Genomic DNA, 16,777 nt, shown 5'->3' on the forward strand with positions numbered 1-16,777 from the left:
TTATTCCCTGAATTCCAAGGGAAAAATGTAACAAACTACCGGCAAGAACGGTAGGCTCGGGTGTCAACTAATTGACTGAAACAACAAAAAGCCCGGCGCGTGGGCCGGGCTGGGGGATAAATTGCTTATCCGCATATTCTTCGAGGCATCTATTGTGGATGTTGTTTGAGGATGTCGTATATCTCCTCTTTCAGTTTGAGTTTCTGTTTTTTCAGATCTCTCACCTCGGCGCTATAGTCGCTGGCGTGATGCTTTTCCAACTTTCTAATCTCCGCATCCAGGTCGTTGTGCAAGTCAAACTTCTTCTGGAAATGGACATCACTGCTCTTCAGTTTCGAGATGAGTTCTCTGTACTCTGGGAACATGTAATGGAGCCTCCTTGGTTTCGTTTGATTGTGCCTGTAAGACCAAAGCTACCCCTTAGTGCCGGGGATAAATGTGATCCTGATCGGATTTGGGGGCAATGATTTGGGGTATTCGGCGGGATATTTATAATTTGTTGAATCAAAACAAGATAAGTGATTTATCAATCTGAATGGTGAGCCAAACTGTGCGACAAGTCACAACAGGGGCAGTGTTGGCGTGAGGGTGCAGGATCAAAAAAGGGGCCGAGTGGCCCCTTTTTATGGATGCAGGCAACGTTACTCTTTATCTTCGTCCGCCTGCTCTTTTTTCTTTTTCTTCTCGGGTAGCGGCTTGCCATCGCGGTGGATCACCTTGCCCGCTTCAAAGCCAATCTGGGCGGCCAGCTCCTCCAGATCCGCCGACTTGGCCTGATCCCCGATGGCGTATCGATAGTTGGCGATGGAGAGCTTGTCTGCCACCGGCGTGCCCGGGACGATAGGCTCGCGCCAGCCCTGGCCGATGTGAGCCACCAGGGTGCCATTCATCAGCAGCTCGCCAACAATCTCCTGGGTCGGGTTGCCCTTGCCGTAGGTGAGACCCTGTGCGTGCTTCTTGCCGACCAGTGGTTCGTTGCTGGCGGGGATCAGCTTGGTGCGGATCAGCCACTTGGGCTTCTTGGTGTTGCCCACCGCCTTGCCGGTCTGGTACTCGTTGATCTTGATGGTCTTGATCATCTGGGCCATGAAATCCTTGGTCAGCGCCTTCTGGGCTTCGCTGGTTTCATCGATGGCGTGGGGGCCACATACCAGGTCTGGGTGGCTTGAGCCTTGGGAGCGGCAGGGGCAGTTTGCGCCATGGCCAGGGGGCTGAGCAGGATGGCAGCCAGCAAGAGTCCTATCTTCTTCATTGTGATTCCGCTTTTGTTTCAACAAGAATTTTGTTTTGCCAGCGACGACTGCGCCAGCGCCAGAACATGGCCAGACCGCGCACCCACTCGTCGCAGGCCAGCGCCAGCCAGATACCGACCAGTCCATAACCCTGCATGATACCGAGGAAATAGGAGAGTGGCACGGCAATTCCCCACATGGAGAGCAACGCCATGTAGAGGGGGAAACGGGCATCCCCGGTGGCCCGCAGGGCGTTGATCACCACCAGATTGAAGGTGCGGCCGGGCTCGAGGATAAGGCTGATAAGAAACAGTTGCGCCACCTGGGTGATGATGTCGGCATCATCGGTAAAGAGGCTGATGATAGTGCGGCCATTGAGGGCCGCCGCCACGGCGATGACGCAGGTGACCGCCAGCCCCAGCTTGAGGCTTTTGAGCAGCTGCTGATAGGCGCGATCGAACTGTCTTGCTCCCGCCAGATGGCCGATGATGATCTCGTTGCCAAGGCCGATGGAGAGGCCAAACAGCAGGATAAACAGGCAGATCTGGAAGAAGTAGGACTGGGTTGCCAGCGCCTTGTCTCCCAGCAGTCCGACAAAGGCTGTCACCACCATAAACTGCAGCATCCAGGAGAGGTTCTCCCCTGCCGCCGGCAGGCCGATATGGAGCACCTTGCCCAGCATCTCCCGGCTGGGGTGGACGATATCGCGCACCACCAGTCGAATGCCGGTCTTGCGGGCTACCAGCCACACCAGCAGCACCACGCCGACCAGTCGGCCCGCGACCGTGCTGATGGCGACACCGGCGACACCAAGCTGGGGCAGGCCGAACCAGCCGTAGAGCAGCAGCAGGTTGCCGACGAAGGTGATGAGGTTGACGATCAGGGTCACATACATCGCCTGACGGGTGTGGCCGTGAGCGCGCAGGGTCGCCGCCAGACAGAGGGCTGCGGCCTCCGGCAGCAGGCAGAGACCGATGATCTGTAAGTAAAGCGTCCCGTCGCTCATCAGGTGGGCGGGCAGGTTCATCAGCGCCAGCATGGTGCTGGCCCCCGCCATCACGCCAATGGCTGCCACCAGACCGATCAGCAGGTTGAAGCCGATGGCGGTGTGGATCACCACCCGGCTCTTCTCCCGATCGCCCGCTCCCAGATACTGGGTGATCACCACGCTGGTACCTATGCTGACGAAGCTGAACAGGGTGATGGCGAGATCGAACACCTGATTGCCGACCGCCAGCGCCGCCACCCCCTGATAGGAGACGTGACCCACCATGAAGGTATTGAGGGCGCCGGTCAGAAAGTGCAGGGCGAGATCGATAAAGAGCGGCCAGGTCAGCGCAAAGAGCGTGCCCGGGCCTGCGTGGGATTGAGATTGCATGGCATGTCCAACAGCTGTACGGGCACGGGGAAGTGCCCTCTGGGGGCGCATTTAACACCAAGGCCGAGGCCGGTGCAATCCTTGGGCGGGATTGCCCGGCCCGAGGGATCAGGCCAGGGGATCAGGCAGGAGTGGCGCCCGCCTCCTGTTCGCTCGGCAGGGTGAGACGCGCCGAGTCGGGCAGGGCATCATCCTGCGGCCAATTTGAGCGGATGGCATCTGTGGTGCTCTCCACCACCGCATCATCCTTGAACACCGGCTCGCGATAGCAGCGGGTCAGGCGCAGCGCCTGATACATATCCGGGCAGAGGATGATCCCCTCATCGCCCACCCGCACGCCGGCCTGTTTGAGCCAGTGGGTCATCTGGCCGTGGCGACCCGCCATCACCATATGGATGCCGCGCCGTTTCAGCTCCTTGTGCAGCTCCCCCACCATGCTCATCACGCTGATGTCCTGATGGGTGAAGCAGGCCACCGCATCGATCACCAGACACTTGGGATTGCGGGGATCTTGCACCAGCAAGGCCAGCACCCGCCGCTTGAAGTAGGGGGCGTTGAAGTAGGTCAGCGGCGAGTTGAAGCGATAGACCAGAATACCCGGGATCGCCTTAGCCTGTTCGTTGTCCCCCAGGGTGCGCACCACCCCCTCGTCATCCATGCCGAGCAGCTGATCGGTGGGGCGCATCACATTGCGCAGGAACTGGAACAGCCCCAGCAGCACGGCGAGGGTGATCCCCGGGATCACCCCCATGGTGAGCACGCTGATAAAGGTGATCAGCGCCAGCCAGAAGGCGGATCGATCCGAATTGCGCAGCGCCCAGAGACCGCGAAAATCGGTGAGCGACAGGGAGGCCATCACCAGCACCACCCCGAGGGCGGCAGTGGGTATATATTTGAGCGGCGCCGTCAGATAGAAGGTGATGAGGGCGATCACCGCAGCGGCGATGATAGAGACCAGCTGGCTCTTGCCGCCGTTGGCATCGTTGACCGCGGTGCGTGAATCCGCGCCGCTGATGGCAAAGCCTTGCGAGACCGCCGAGGCGAGGTTGGCCATACCGAGGGCGCGAAATTCCTTGTCCGCGTCGATTTCGTAACCGTTTTTGGCTGCAAAGCTGCGAGCGGTCAGCATCATGGAGACGAAGCTCACCATGGCGAGGTTAAGGGCGGGCAGCACCAGCTCCCGCATCAGGCCGGGGGGAAATTCCGGCATCTGGAAGGCGGGCAGGCCGGAGCCCACCGTCCCCAGGGTGGCGATATCAAACTGGCCGAGATTAAAGCCCCACACCAGCGCAGCGGTCACCACCATGGCCACCATGGAGGAGGGCCATGCCGGTTTGTAGCGCTTGGCCAGCAGCAGGGTGAGCAGGGCTACCAGACTCATGGCCAGGGTCGGCAGATGGGTTTGGGTAATATAGGTAGCCCCGCTGGCGATCCGCTCGATGAGGTAACGTTCGCTGAAAGTGAAGCCGAAGATCTTGGAGAGCTGGCCCACCATGATGGTGATGGCCACACCATTGAGCAGCCCCATCAGGATGGGGCGGGAGAGAAAGTCCGCCAGCACCCCCAGCTTGAAGCGGCTGGCAATCAGGCACCAGAAGCCGGTCATGGCGGTCATGGTCATCACCAGTTGCCAGTGACGGGTGGGGTCGCCTGCGGCCAGCGGCGTCACCACGGCGGCAATGACCGCACAGGTGGCGGCATCAGGGCCGACGATCAGCTGGCGGGAGGTGCCGAACAGGGCGTAGACCAGCATGGGCAGGATACAGGAGTAGAGACCGACGATAGCACCCACTCCGGCGAGTTCTGCATAGGCGATGGCGACGGGCAGCGCCACGGCCGCCACCGAGAGTCCGGCGCGAAGATCTGGCATCAACCAGGCGCGCTGGTAATGCAGCAGGGCGGCGAGGCCCGGTAGCCAGCGTTCGAGAGAGAAGAAGTCGCGCATTATTTAACCCATTGAGTTACAACCAGCTTTTCCCCTAGTGTGCCCAAGGTTATCGAAAGATTGCAATCAGGTTATGGCCAGTTTACCTGAAGGTCAGGCCAGATAGCCTGCCAGCGTTTCTCCTTGATGCGCTGGGTAAAAATCTGTTTGTCCTGGCGACATCTGGGGTTGGCACTCACTTGCAGCGACCAGTTGATGGTAAAGCCGTAGGGGGCAAGCCACTCGAACTCGCCATCCCGGGTGAGGCGTACGCCGATGCAGGTGGGCACCTCGACCCAGTGGCTGAGCGCCTCAAGGCTGCTGGCAAACGGCACCACCAGCTGCCGCGTGTGCATGCGAGCCTGATTGCGCACTTCCCACTGCTGATCCGGCAGCCGCTTTGCCAGCCAGGCTTCATGCGCCGTCTCGGCCAGCCCTTGCGGATCGGTTTTATCGAGATAGATAAGGTCGATATCGTTGAGCGGGGTGGGCACCGCCTTGTGGTGAAGGTGATCCCAGATGAGGTTGCGGATAAAGCCTGCTCCCAGCGCCCAGTCGGGCAGATTGAGCTCGGCCGCGGCTTGCAGGCAGGCCATCCGCTGCGGATCGGCCCGCAGCAGGGCTTCTGTTTTGGCTTGGAATTGCTGTTCGAGGGCGGAGTTCAGAGGTTCAGTTGTTGGCATTGCGGCGTAACCAGACATCAATGTAGCGGCAGCTCGGCACTATAGTGAGCCCCTCCGCCTGAGTCCAGTTGAAGAAGGCGCGTGCCAGCTGATCGGCAATCCCCTGCACCCGCAGCTCGGGGGGCACGAAGGTGCTGTAGGCGTCGATGGTCTTGGCATCGAGCCGCCGGTAGCGCAGTCTCGACTCTTTCCCCTCCACCATACAGATGAACTGCTGCTGGTTGGCCTGATGGATGATGTCGCTCATGGTGGGCACCTCTGGCATAAAGTTGGGTCTCTCGGCACAACATAACTGTTAGCCAAGGTATAGAACAGATAATGAGAGCCCGTGGTCAATATCATCTCCCTTTGACAGAGGGCGCATCGATATCGCGATGTAGAGCAAGGTGCCCGATGGTGAGTCGGGCACCGCGTTAGTGTCAGCACAAGAGTGTTGGCAAAGGGGAGGGATCAGACCCAGGCTCGCTCCAGCAGGGTGAGTAACTGCTCACGGTCGGCGTCCTTGCGATTGAACAGCAGGGCACCGTCGTTGACCGCCAGATCGCGGATCTCGGTCAGTAGCGAGCGATCGCTTACCCCTGCCTCGCTCATGGTACGCGGCAGCTTGACCGCTTGCCACAAGGTGTCGCGCAGGGTGCGAATAGCTGTGATGGTCGCCTCCGCCCGCTGATGGGTCGGGGTGGCAGCAAAGCGCTCTGCCCCCACCAGCGGCAACAGCAGCCGGGCCAGCTCGCTATCCACCTCGGGGCGGTTGTAGTCGAGCACGGTGGGCAAAAAGAGGTTCATGCACAGCCCGTGGGGCAGATGGCAGCGGGCTCCCAGACTGTGGCCGAGGGCGTGTACCAGCCCCACCATGGAGTTGGAGAAGGCCATGCCAGCCAGAGTTGAACCTTCCGCCAGTTGCAGCCGCAGTTGCTTGTTTTGCGGGTCGTGGATGATTTGCGGCAGGGCGCTGGCGATCTTCTCCACTGCCATCAGGGCCAGTGCATCGCTCACCGGGTTCTTGGCGGTACCGATAAAGGCCTCGATGGCGTGGGTCATAGCATCCATGGCAGTGGCGGCGGTGATATTGAGGGGCAGCCCCTGGGTCAGGCGCGGGTCGAGCACCGCCAGCTGGGGCAGCAGGAAGGGGGAGGTGAAGGGCACCTTGCGCCCGCTCGCCTCATCCTTGATCACCGCCACCAGCGTCACTTCTGATCCTGTGCCCGCCGTGGTGGGCACCACCGCCAGCGGCTTGAGGGGACGGGTCAGGCAACCGGCGCCCGAGTAGTCGAGCAGATGATTACCCCCCATGGAAGTGAGAATGTTGACTGCCTTGGCGGTGTCGATGACCGAGCCGCCCCCCAGCGCCACCAGACTGTCGCAGTCGAGCTCGCGGTAGCGTTTGGCGATCCGCTCCACCACGGCAGTGGAAGAGTCAGCCGGGATCTCGTCCCAGATGGCGGCGACCGGCAGTTCCCCCTCGGCCAGCACATTGGCCAGCAGGGTGGCAAGGCCGGTGGCATTGACCCCCTTGTCGGTCAGCAGCAGCGGGCGACGGGCACCCAGGCTGGTCAGCTCGCTGGCCAGCTGCTCCAGCGCCTGTTCACCGGCCAGCAGTTTGACCGGGCAGAAGAAATCGTAATAGCGGCTCATTTCAAGGCTCCTTGCGCGTTAGCCGGTCACCAGACCCAGATAGATGTTGCAAGCCCGGCCGATCTTGTTGGTCGGGGCGGGATAGTGGCGCAGCAGAGGCCGCGCGATAAAGGCGGGCAGGATCAGGGACTGCAACTGCTCAAGCCCCCGCACCAGATGCATGGCAACGGTCAGGTCTCCCTCCACCAGCAGCCGGTTTTCGCCAAATGCCTGATTGACCCCGAGTCGAAAACTCAGGGCGCGAAAGGCGATATTGGGATGCTTGAAGCGCACCCGTAGTGGATGGATGGTGGCATGGGGGGCGACTGGCGCGCCGGGATACCAGCGCCCACCCTGCTTGTGCATGTTCATGGCGTAGCCGATGCCGCCCACTTCGAGGCGGATTGCCAACCCGTCCGGCAACGGCGCCAATTCGCGGCGTACCGCCTCATCGGTGCGGGCGGCGCGACAGAGGGTGCGACCCACCACCCAGAGCAGAGTGGTGATCCAGAGGCGGCGGCCAAGGGCTGCCGCAGGTTCAAACATCCGTGTTTGCATGGGGATTGGCTCCTGAGATGGCTGACCAGAAGAGGGCGAACGCACTGGCTTGCCAGTAGTCGTCCTGTCCCAGCTCCGGTTGATCGACAAACAGTGATGCGCAGGCGAGGAACTGGCCCTGACACACCTCCAGCAACAGTGGCGCGGGGGCCTGCATCAGCTCGCCGCTGGCCTGCCCCTTTGCCAGCAGTGCAGGCAGAAAGCGCAGGGCATCGTTCAGGATCTGGCTGCGGGCCGGTCTGGCCAGCAACGGAGAGTGAAAGAAGCCCAGCACAAATTTGAGCTCATTGGGGTTAGCCTGCATCCACTCCATCGCCAGTTGCCAGTAGTGGCGGGTCTGGTCGTACAGCGGCAGGGTGGGATCTGCTTCATGGATGGCGCTCCCCATCCGGGTCTTTACATCCTGATAGAGGGCGAGGATCAGCGCCTCCTTGCTCGGAAAGTGGTGGAACAGAGTGCCGTTGGCCACCCCGGCCGCCTTGGCGATTCGGGCGGTGGCGGCCCCCTGCAGGCCATCTTCGGCGCAGAGGGCGAGGGCGGCATCCAGGATCTGGCGGCGCTTGTCGGTCATGGTTTGTGGCTGCGGGATAGCCTGGTTCATGGTCATCTCCATCAGCGCAGGAAGAAGGCCATCATCAGCTTCTGGATCCAGCTGTGGTAGGGCGGATGGATCAGGGAGCCGGTGGTGAACTTGCCGCGGGTCAGCACGGTTTTCGCCTTGGAGAAGGTGAGGAACCCCTCGTGGCCGTGGTAGTGGCCCATGCCGGAGGCGCCGATGCCGCCAAACGGCACATCGTCGGCCGCCACCTGAAACAGGCTCTCGTTGATCGCCATGCCGCCGGAGTGGGTCTCCCGGGTCACTCGCGCCTGCAACTCGGGATCGAAGCTCATCAGATAGAGGGCCAGCGGGCGGGGCCGCTCAGCCACATAGGCGAGTGCCTCCTCCAGGGTGTCGTAGGGGATGAGCGGCAGCAGCGGCCCGAAGATCTCCTGCTGCATCACCTGACACTGACCCGGCACCCCGGTCAGCAGGTGGGGCACCAGCAGGCGACGCTGGTCGTCGCGGGCCGGGTTGCCACAGGGGTGGAGCTGGGCACCCGCCTGCTCGGCTTCATCGAGCCAGCTGACGAGACGTTGATACTGGCGGTCGTTGATGATGGCGCCGTAGTCGGCACTATTGAGCCCCTGCGGGTAGAGCTTGCTGAAGTGGCGGCGATAGGCGGCGATAAAGTTATCCACCTCGCTGCGGGGCAGCAGCACATAGTCGGGGGCGACGCAGATCTGTCCGGCGTTGAGGCTCTTGCCGAAGATCATCCGCTCGACCGCGGTGGCGACCGGCATGTCGGGGGCGATGAGACAAGGGCTCTTGCCACCCAGCTCAAGGGTGAGGGGGGTGAGCTGGGGCGCGGCGGCGGCCATCACCAGCTTGCCTACCATGGTAGAGCCGGTAAAGAGCAGGTGATCGAACGGCAGTGAGCTGAACGCCGCCGCCATCTGGGCATCTCCTTCGATGATGGCGATCTCGTTTTCGTCAAACACGCTGGTGAGCATGGTGCGCAGCACGGCGTTGGTATGGGGAGTGAACTCGGAGAGTTTCAGCATCGCCCGGTTGCCCGCCGCGATGGCGGTGATGAGGGGGCCAAGGCTCAGCATCACCGGAAAGTTCCACGGCACGATAATGCCGACCACCCCGAGCGGCTGGAAGTGCACCTCTACTTTGGCGGGAGCCAGCAGCAGGCCGGTGTGACGGCGGTGGGGCTGCATCCAGCGCTTGAGCCGCTTCTGGGTGTAGTTGATCTGCATGATGCAGGGCAGCACATCGGCGATCAGGCTGTCGTAGTGGCTGCGCTGGCCATAATCTGCCGCCAGCGCCTTGCACAGCTGCCCCTTGTGGGCGAGCAACGCCTGTTTGAGTTTGGTCAGCTGCGCCCGGCGCTCGGCCAGGGTAGGCATGGGATGAGCCAGACTCGCCCGCTTGAGCCGTGCCAGCTGATCCGGCAGGGACAATTTGATGGCGAGGATATCCTCAGGAGTGTGTTGAAGCTGCGCCGCACCCATGTTGTTCTCCGCATGAAAAATGACCGACTGATTAGTCGGTCTAAATCTAGCTGTTTGTTACCGGAATGTAAAGCTGGCAAGCTGTCTGCCGTTCACCACGAGCCAGACGCAAGAGAGAACTGTGTGTCTCCCCACACTTTTGTGGTTTGCTCGTTGGTGACTTATCTAATAAGGGGTAGTTTTTGGCTATTAACCTACACGGAGAGAGCACTATGACCAGGGAACTGAACAGCTTGTTGGCCCGGCTTGAAGATGTGGTTGAGCGGATGCCGGATTGCTTCAACACCTACGAATTCGCCCAGAAGCTGGCATTGCAATATCAGCCGGAATTCTTTGCCGCGGGCCACTCTCTGGCCGAGCACGAGGGCAAGGTACTGCGGGTGCTGCACCAGAAGATCGCCGAGGCGCTGGCAGGCAGCGAGATGGTGATTGAAGGGGCACTGCTCCCCTGCGTCACTCCCTGGGGGGAGAAGGCGACCTCACCGCGTTGGCATCGCAAGCACTGAGGGGCGTAGTCAGGCAGATCACTGCCAGATAGCAGATAACGAACAACGATAAAGGGCGCGGCGCTGGCAACAGGGCCACGCCGTTTTTTGTGCAGATTGTCGCCAGCAGCGCCCCCGCTGTCGGGAGCAAAGGCCCGGTCTGTGATCCCATGCTGGGATACGGGGCCGTCAGCCGGGTAGACTCTCCCTTTTGTCGCAGGGTTTGTCACCGTAGGAATTTCTCATGACCCATAAAATCATTCTGGATACCGACCCGGGTATCGACGATGCCATGGCCATCCTGTTTGCCGAGGCCCACCCCGCCATTGAGCTGCTCGCCATCACCACAGTTTTTGGTAACGCCACCATCGACAATGGCACCCGCAACGCCCTCTGGCTCAAGCAGAAGTACGGCATGAAGGCGGATGTGGCCAAAGGCGCGGCTGCCCCGCTGCTGCGCGAGCCGGTTGGCCCCACCACCATAGTCCACGGCCCGAGCGGCTTTGGCGACATGGAGGCGGGGGAGGTGACTATCGCTCCGGATCCCCGCCCCGCCTGGCAGTACATAGTCGAGGCGGTGAAAGCTGCGCCGGGGGAGATCACCCTGGTCACTATCGGCCCGCTGACCAATCTGGCGCTGGCGCTACAACAGGCGCCCGAGATTGTCTCGCTGGTGAAACAGGTGGTAGTGATGGGCGGCGCCTTTGGCGTCAACGGCCATCGCGGCAACGTCACCCCCTATGCCGAAGCCAATATCCACGACGATCCCGATGCCGCCGACCGGGTCTTTACCGCCGACTGGCCTGTGGTGATCATCGGGCTGGATGTGACCCAGCAGAGCTTCTTCAGCAGCGCCTATCTGGATGAACTCAGGGACAAGGCGGGGGAGCCGGGCCGCTTCCTGTGGGATGTCAGCCGCTTCTACCTGCGCTTCTACTCCGAGAAGCTGGGGCTCTCCGGTTGCCACGTTCACGATCCGTCCGCCATCGCCTATGTGATTGATCCGACCCTCTTTACCCTGCGCGAGGGGCCGGTGCGGGTGATCACCAGCGGCCCAGCCATCGGCCACACCCTGCAAAAGTTCGATGGCAAACGCCACTCCCACGATGACTGGGCAGCCTATCGTTCGCAGCAGGTCGGGGTAGCGGTGCGCGATGAAGCCTTGCTGGCGCTCTATCGCGAGACGCTGGTGGGCTGGGGCAAGGATTGCTGAGCAAAGAGGCGCTATTGCGCTGACGCGGGGGCTGTGATCGGCGCCAAACAATCGGAGCGCACGGCCGCTTATACTGCCTTATATCAAGAGCTTGGGAGGGATGAAGATGGCCTGGATTTCCTTGATAGTGGCGATTGCGCTGATCTGGTGGTTGATGAAGCTGGGGCGTGGCGCCCTGTTCGAGATCCGTCTTGCACCCGGCAAGGTAGTGGTCAAGCAGGGCAAGGTGTCACCCGCCTTTATTGAGCATACCAAGCAGATCCTGCGCCACGACACGGTGCGCGGTCGCATTGTGGGGCAGCGTGATGGCGATGGCGTGAAGCTGATCTTCTCCCGCTCCATCCCCGAGCCGGTGGCCCAGCGTTTTCGCAATATCTTCCCCTATGGCGATTACCGCCAGCCAACGGCGCCGCTGCCGGGGCCCAAATCCCGCAAGGGATAAGCACCGGAACGTGGTTCATCAATAGCAAACGGGCCTCCAGTGGAGGCCCGTTTTTTATGGCACTTGGCCAAGAGAGAGCTGACAGCCCTTACTCCTTGCCGTGCAGCTCGCGCTGGGCCTTGACCGCCGCCACCTTGACGGCGGTGCCTTCATTGCCCCAGGAGGCGCGCAGGGTGTTGACCAGCTCGGCGAGCCGCTCGTCATCCATGGTCCAGCCATAACCCGGCATGTGGTAACCCAGATGGCCGTGGGTGACCGGGGTCTCGGCGCCGTGCAGCAACACGTTGATCAGGCTCGACGGATCGCTCGCCAGCACGGTGCGGTTGTTGACCAGCGAGGGGATGACGTGGTCATTGCCCTGGCCGTTGACCCCGTGACAGGTGGAGCAGTACATGGCGTAGTCCGCCTTGCCGCTGGCACTGGCGTAGGCGCGGGCCCCTTTCTCCACCACCGGTTCATCTTTCAGATCGGTGAGATAGGTGGCGATGCTTGCCAGATCGGCGTCGCTGAAATACTGGCTGCTGTGAGTGATCACTTCCCCCATGGGGCCCGCGACCGCTTCATGCTGGCTGCGGCCGGTTTTCAGCAGGTCGATCAGCGCCTGCTTGCTGTAACGGCTGCCGCGAATGTCGGGGGCATACCAGCCATCCAGCGCGGCACCGCTCAGGTAGACGGGATCCGCCTCGGTCAGCGCTTTCTCCTGCATCCCCAATCCGCGTGGGGTGTGGCAGCTGCCGCAGTGACCGGCACCCTGCACCAGATAGGCGCCGCGGTTCCACTCTTCGCTCTTGCCCGCCACCGGGGTGAAGCGGCTGTCATCGTGATAGACCCAGTTCCAGCCCATCAGCGGCCAGCGCATGTTGAGGGGCCAGGGGATGTCACTTTCCTTGTTGGCGATGGCTAGCGGCTGTACCTCCTTCATCAGATAGTGATAGAGATCTTCGAGATCCTTATCGCTCATCTTGGCGTAGGCGGTGTAGGGCATGGCCGGATAGAGGCGATGGCCATCGCGGGCCACCCCTTCACGCATTACCTTGATGAACTCCGGCAGGCTGTAGTTGCCGATACCGTGGGTCTTGTCCGGGGTGATGTTGGTGGCAAATACGGTGCCGATGGGGGTCGGGAACCCTTTGCCGCCCGCCAGCGGCTTGCTGGTCTCGCTGGTGTGACAGGCGGCGCAATCGCCGAGCTTGGCCACGTATTCCCCCGCAGACATGGCGGGGGCTGCGTTGGCGGCAAGGGCGGGCAGGGCCAGCAGCAGGGCGCTGGTGGTCAGTGACAGGGCGCGGCTCATTGGGCACCTCCCTTGCTCATGGCAACCAGCTCGTTGACGGCGCGCCACGCTTCGTCGATGGCGGCGTGGGCGTAGGGGCTCCAGCCTGCATCCGAGTTGGCGATGGTGATGTTGCCGATCGGCTGGCGACCCAGTTCAATCCATTTTTCGCACTGTGCTTCGTCATCAAACAGGGTGTTGGTGACATAGGAGTAGCCGTGAGACCAGCGGTTGACCGTGATGGCGAGGATATCCTGCTCATGGTTGAAACCGGCGCTGCCGAGCATCCCCTGCAACTGCTCGCGGATCATCTGTTCATGCTGCTCGAACGGCATGCCGAGGATCATGGCGCGCCCCTTGCGGGACTGTTCGCGGGCCGACAGACCGCTGCCCGGCAGGGTCGGCACATAGACCATGTGCAGGCACATCGGCTGATCCGGGCTCTTGGGATGCTCGTAGCCACCCATGCTGACCGGATAGTCGAGCTTGACCCGGCTATAGGGTGCGGCCGGGGAGTAGACCTCGTGTACCCCCAGCTTGACGAAGGCTTGCCAGTTCTTGATCACCACCTTGGTGTAGACCAGCGGCGCCTTGACATTTTGGCGCAGCGCCTCCTTCTGGGGCTCCGGCATCTCGGGCACCATGTAGGGGATCATCATGTTGTAGCCAGCCATGATCGACTGCTTGGCCCGCACCCGGTGCAGTTTCCCCTCCTTGATGTAGGTGACATCCACTGCCAGCTTGCCGTCGGCGAGGCGCACGTTTTTGGCCTGCAACGCCGTGCTGCCAAGGCGCAGTTGCACCTTGTGCTCAGGCAGGTCGAGCTTGCTGTAGTCAAACTTGGCCAGCACCACATCCTGCATGGTGTGACCCAGCGCCACCTGCGGAATGAGCTTGCGCACCATCAGGCGGGTGAGACCGGCGTTGCCATCGGGGAAGTGGAAGATGTAGGGATCGTCCAGCTCCGCCTGCTCCTCGGCATCCAGCGGTGTCAGATTGAGGCCGTCGAACCCCGGCAAGGCGCAGAGTCGCGCATCGGCGCAGGCGGTGGCGTCGATGCCGACCGCCTGGAAGTCGTTGGTGCGCTGCTGGAAGTAAGTGATCGCCCGCTCGCTGAGACCCACTTTATCGCGCAGGAAGGTGGTGTAGCTGTTGCGAGTCACCCACTCATCCTGCTGCTCGCGGGTCATGCCGCTCAGGTAGTCGATCTTCGCTTCGTGCAGGGCCAACAGGGCGGCCTTGTCGGCATCATCGAGGGGGAAGTCACCGATAAACTCTGCCAGTGGCCGGCCGTTCAGGCGATCGCGGGGGATATCGTCCGCCACGTTGTGGCCCGGATCCCCGCTCACTATCTTGTTGACGCCAAAGTGCTTCTCGTCGAAATAGACGCCGCGGCTCAGCCCCAGATCCGGATAGAAGGTCTGCTGGAAACCGGCGGCCAGCTCGTCGATGTTGACCTCCAGCGCCTTGAGCAGACCGAGCGCAACCGGGCTGTAGACCGAACGCGGTGATTGCAGGGATTCACTGCCGCCGTAACCCAGACGCAGGCCATCGGGGGTGGTGAACTCGTTGCGCTTGGCGTGGCCGCCGAAGTCATCGTGGTTGTCGAGTAGCAGGATCTTCTTATCCGCGCCGAGCAGTTGCTGATAGAAGCAGGCAGCGGCCAGACCGCTGATACCGGCGCCGACGATCACCAGATCGTACTCCCCCTCAAGGGGAATATTGGCAAAGTCATACTGCTTGCCGTCACGGGCGATACTGTGGGCCGGTTCGAAAGAGCCCGGGTGGTTGCCGCGCAGGCCGGTGAGGGCGGGCGGGTAGGCCAGGGTTTTATCCGCCAGCGTGCTGCCGCCTTCGGCAGCCTTGAGCAGATTGATGGGAGCGACGCCTGCCGCAATGGTGATGGCAACGCCGTTGAGAAAATCTCTGCGTGTAATACTCATGGCTATCCCTGTGTTAGGAGAAGTAATGAATAAGTGGATTCATTATGGGAGGGAGACACAGATCCTGTTCAGGATTGGGCGCCGAATCTACCGCTATCCTCACGCTGAGTCCATACGATTGCTAATGGATTATTAAGCACCATTTTCCTGCTTGTGACGAGAGTGATGCGCTGATGGGGGGGATTTGCCCTGTTGCAGGGCAAATTATCTTCCGGCTCAGTCGGTCAATGATTGCCGCAGCTGATTAGTTTGGGAGGCGTTCGGGCATCATTGTCGACTCGGGGGGATGATCGCGCTAAGCTCTTAACTACTTGTTTTATCGACTCTCTTTTTATTCATAGGCATAAAGGCCACTCAGGAGGCGTAATGAACTGGTATATCTCGGTCCTCAAGCAATATGCGGTATTCAGCGGGCGGGCCCGTCGCACCGAATACTGGATGTTCGTGCTGTGCAACGTCATCGTTATGCTGCTGCTCGGCATGGTGGACAAGCTGATTGGCGGCGACAAGGAGCTGGTAAGCTCCATCTATTCGCTGGCGGTGCTGCTGCCCTCGCTGGCGGTGGCCGCCCGTCGTCTGCACGATACCGACCGCAGCGCTTGGTGGCTGCTGCTCGGGCTTATCCCCATTATCGGCACCCTGGTGCTTATCTACTTTATGGTCTGCAATGGCCAGCAGGGGCCAAACCGCTTCGGTGACGATCCCAAAGCGACCCCCTCGCAGGGCTTTATCGTCAGCTAACGGGCGTGGCTTGGCCAATCATCGGTCAATAAAAGAGAGGGAGGCATCACGCCTCCCTCTCTTTTTCGTGTTGATGGTCGATCAACGCTCGATCAGCGGTGCTGATCGGTAGCTCCACATGCCGTAGGTGCGCAGGGCATCGCGGTAGATGCCGAGCAGCTCGCTCTCGCTCGGGGTGGCCAGCTCCTCGAGAGGCTTGTCGGGGTAGCTGACGCTCGCCACCTTGATGTTGGCCGGACCAATCTGGTCGCAGGCGATTTCCAGCACCGTCTGGCCGCGACGTACATGGCTGGCGGAGCTTACCAGCACCGCATAGTCAATCTGGTGGCGGGCGAGGGCATAGGCGCTGTAGAGGGCGTTATCCACCGTGCTGGTGGCGTAGTTCTCTTCAATCAGGCGGCTGCGGTCGATGCCGTGGTTGGCCAGCCAGTCAGCCATCAGCTTACCCTCGGTCTGGCGGTTCTGGGGCACGCCGCCGGTCAGGATGATCAGCGCTTCCGGGTCGGCTTTGGCCAGCTCAAGGGTGGTTTGCAGACGGCCCAGCAGGATCTTGTCCATGCTGCCGTCGGGATTGAGAGCGTAGCCCAGGGTGACGATGGCGCGCTTGCCCTCCCTGCTGGCCTTGACCTGATCCTCGGTCAGTTCGGTTTGCAGCGGGGCGGCGGTGATCCGCTGCACCCGGGCGATGATCTCCTCCAGATCGGCGGCGCGGCCGCCGTTGCGATCCGCCACTTTCGCCAGATAGCTGCGGGAAGCCTCCTTGTTACCCTTCACCAGCTGCCAGATGGCGAGATAGCTGTTGATGTCGAGATCATCGGGGGCGACGGCCTGCGCCTGCTCCAGCAAGGTGATGGCGCGGCTCAGGTTGCCGTTGTAGATCTGGGCGTTGGCCGCCGAGATGAGCAGGTCGGTGCGGTAGGGTTCAAGCTGGTAGGCGGCCAGCAGCCGCTCGGTCACCAGCTCCATATTGCTCGGCATCTTGGCGGTAAAACCGGCGTGGGAGATTTTGGCTGGCGACTTGTAGATTTGCAGCGCTTCGCCGAGCAGCATGTCCACCGCCTGCCGTTTGCTGACCAGAGTATTGAGGTCATGCTCCATCTGCATTGAGCTCTCGGCCGCTTGCAGGGCGAGGGGCGAGAGCGCCAGCAGGCCGCCGAGGGTGAGGGCAAGAAGGGTCTGTTTCATCAAAAGGTCCTCTGTCGGGCTGAATCGCGCCGTTGCGCAGCGGCTTGC

16 protein-coding genes and 1 pseudogene are annotated in these 16,777 nt (G+C 61.5%); 4 read left to right on the forward strand and 13 right to left on the reverse strand.

The genetic code is table 11. The features are described 5' to 3' along the window. Positions 1–149 precede the first annotated feature (149 nt). The 10 genes and pseudogenes from ACTG2W_RS20505 to ACTG2W_RS20550 all read right to left on the reverse strand — a co-directional run bounded on the left by ACTG2W_RS20505 (position 150) and on the right by ACTG2W_RS20550 (position 9,447). The gene (locus ACTG2W_RS20505) at positions 150–365 is read right to left on the reverse strand and encodes a YdcH family protein (protein WP_005337763.1); all 216 of its coding nucleotides are present in this window, start codon (positions 363–365) and stop codon (positions 150–152) included. Positions 366–641: 276 nt separating this feature from the next. Continuing rightward, a pseudogene (locus tag ACTG2W_RS20510) lies at positions 642–1,252 on the reverse strand (hypothetical protein). Then, on the reverse strand, positions 1,249–2,610 hold the full coding sequence (locus tag ACTG2W_RS20515) for an MATE family efflux transporter (protein WP_106842611.1): 1,362 nt from the start codon (positions 2,608–2,610) through the stop codon (positions 1,249–1,251). Before ACTG2W_RS20515 ends, ACTG2W_RS20510 begins: the two are co-directional and overlap by 4 nt. Before the next feature lie 121 nt (positions 2,611–2,731). Next, positions 2,732–4,555, reverse strand: coding sequence for a SulP family inorganic anion transporter (locus tag ACTG2W_RS20520; RefSeq protein ID WP_106842610.1), 1,824 nt, complete (start codon positions 4,553–4,555; stop codon positions 2,732–2,734). A 71-nt stretch (positions 4,556–4,626) separates the two neighbouring features. Next, positions 4,627–5,217 carry a nucleotidyltransferase family protein gene (locus ACTG2W_RS20525; RefSeq protein WP_106842609.1) on the reverse strand — a complete coding sequence of 197 codons (591 nt, stop codon included), beginning with the start codon at positions 5,215–5,217 and terminating at the stop codon, positions 4,627–4,629. Beyond that, positions 5,204–5,464, reverse strand: coding sequence for a GNAT family N-acetyltransferase (locus tag ACTG2W_RS20530; protein ID WP_005337747.1), 261 nt, complete (start codon positions 5,462–5,464; stop codon positions 5,204–5,206). Before ACTG2W_RS20530 ends, ACTG2W_RS20525 begins: the two co-directional genes overlap by 14 nt. A 203-nt stretch (positions 5,465–5,667) precedes the next feature. Further along, positions 5,668–6,852, reverse strand: a complete 1,185-nt coding sequence (locus ACTG2W_RS20535) for an iron-containing alcohol dehydrogenase (RefSeq protein ID WP_106842608.1) — start codon at positions 6,850–6,852, stop codon at positions 5,668–5,670. Positions 6,853–6,870: 18 nt separating this feature from the next. Then, complete coding sequence (locus ACTG2W_RS20540) at positions 6,871–7,389, reverse strand: hypothetical protein (RefSeq protein WP_005361659.1); 519 nt, start codon at positions 7,387–7,389, stop codon at positions 6,871–6,873. Then, entirely contained in the window at positions 7,370–7,990 is a 621-nt protein-coding gene (locus ACTG2W_RS20545; protein ID WP_106842896.1) for a TetR/AcrR family transcriptional regulator, read from the reverse strand. Before ACTG2W_RS20545 ends, ACTG2W_RS20540 begins: the two co-directional genes overlap by 20 nt. 11 nt (positions 7,991–8,001) lie before the next feature. Continuing rightward, positions 8,002–9,447 carry a coniferyl aldehyde dehydrogenase gene (locus tag ACTG2W_RS20550; protein WP_106842607.1) on the reverse strand — a complete coding sequence of 482 codons (1,446 nt, stop codon included), beginning with the start codon at positions 9,445–9,447 and terminating at the stop codon, positions 8,002–8,004. A 212-nt stretch (positions 9,448–9,659) separates the two neighbouring features. On the opposite strand from ACTG2W_RS20550, the gene ACTG2W_RS20555 reads away from it, so the two are divergent. The 3 genes from ACTG2W_RS20555 to ACTG2W_RS20565 all read left to right on the forward strand — a co-directional run bounded on the left by ACTG2W_RS20555 (position 9,660) and on the right by ACTG2W_RS20565 (position 11,587). Next, positions 9,660–9,953, forward strand: a complete 294-nt coding sequence (locus ACTG2W_RS20555; RefSeq protein ID WP_005353197.1) for a hypothetical protein — start codon at positions 9,660–9,662, stop codon at positions 9,951–9,953. 223 nt (positions 9,954–10,176) lie between these two features. Further along, positions 10,177–11,145, forward strand: a complete 969-nt coding sequence (locus ACTG2W_RS20560; protein ID WP_181497444.1) for a nucleoside hydrolase — start codon at positions 10,177–10,179, stop codon at positions 11,143–11,145. A gap of 106 nt (positions 11,146–11,251) precedes the next feature. Continuing rightward, positions 11,252–11,587 carry a DUF3634 family protein gene (locus ACTG2W_RS20565; RefSeq protein WP_181281558.1) on the forward strand — a complete coding sequence of 112 codons (336 nt, stop codon included), beginning with the start codon at positions 11,252–11,254 and terminating at the stop codon, positions 11,585–11,587. Between the two features lie 88 nt (positions 11,588–11,675). On the opposite strand, the gene ACTG2W_RS20570 is transcribed toward ACTG2W_RS20565, so the two are convergent. Then, on the reverse strand, positions 11,676–12,881 hold the full coding sequence (locus ACTG2W_RS20570) for a c-type cytochrome (RefSeq protein WP_440016516.1): 1,206 nt from the start codon (positions 12,879–12,881) through the stop codon (positions 11,676–11,678). Beyond that, a complete protein-coding gene (locus ACTG2W_RS20575) occupies positions 12,878–14,803 on the reverse strand; it encodes an NAD(P)-binding protein (protein WP_106842604.1) in 1,926 nt (641 codons plus the stop codon). Before ACTG2W_RS20575 ends, ACTG2W_RS20570 begins: the two co-directional genes overlap by 4 nt. A 366-nt stretch (positions 14,804–15,169) precedes the next feature. Between ACTG2W_RS20575 and ACTG2W_RS20580 the strand changes: the two genes are divergently transcribed. Further along, positions 15,170–15,544, forward strand: coding sequence for a DUF805 domain-containing protein (locus tag ACTG2W_RS20580; protein ID WP_106842603.1), 375 nt, complete (start codon positions 15,170–15,172; stop codon positions 15,542–15,544). Between the two features lie 81 nt (positions 15,545–15,625). Here the strand turns inward: ACTG2W_RS20580 and ACTG2W_RS20585 are convergent, their stop codons facing one another. Then, complete coding sequence (locus ACTG2W_RS20585; RefSeq protein ID WP_106842602.1) at positions 15,626–16,729, reverse strand: YdcF family protein; 1,104 nt, start codon at positions 16,727–16,729, stop codon at positions 15,626–15,628. Positions 16,730–16,777 lie beyond the last annotated feature (48 nt).

It is taken from the genome of Aeromonas sp. 96A (genome assembly GCF_051919165.1).
GTDB lineage: Bacteria > Pseudomonadota > Gammaproteobacteria > Enterobacterales > Aeromonadaceae > Aeromonas > Aeromonas veronii.